This window comes from Streptomyces beijiangensis (genome assembly GCF_017315755.1).
Lineage (GTDB): Bacteria > Actinomycetota > Actinomycetes > Streptomycetales > Streptomycetaceae > Streptomyces > Streptomyces beijiangensis.
Map to the genome: position 1 here is coordinate 1 of NZ_JAFLRJ010001258.1, position 208 is coordinate 208.

Genomic DNA, 208 nt, shown 5'->3' on the forward strand with positions numbered 1-208 from the left:
GCTGATCTCGCGCGGCTGCGCGTACTCCCTGTCGATACGGTCGCGGACGCGGCGCAGCCGCTGAACGTGGAGGCGCTCGCCCGTGATGTGAACATGTCCGCCGGGCACCTGAGCCGGCAGTTCCGGGCCGCCTACGGTGAGTCGCCGTACTCGTACCTGATGACGCGTCGCATCGAGCGGGCGACGGCGCTGCTGCGGCGGGGCGACC

1 protein-coding gene is annotated in these 208 nt (G+C 71.6%); it reads left to right on the forward strand.

The genetic code is table 11. From position 1 onward, the window contains the following. On the forward strand, nucleotides 1-208 hold a 208-nt coding region (locus J0695_RS41415; RefSeq protein WP_372445943.1), incomplete at both ends, for a helix-turn-helix domain-containing protein.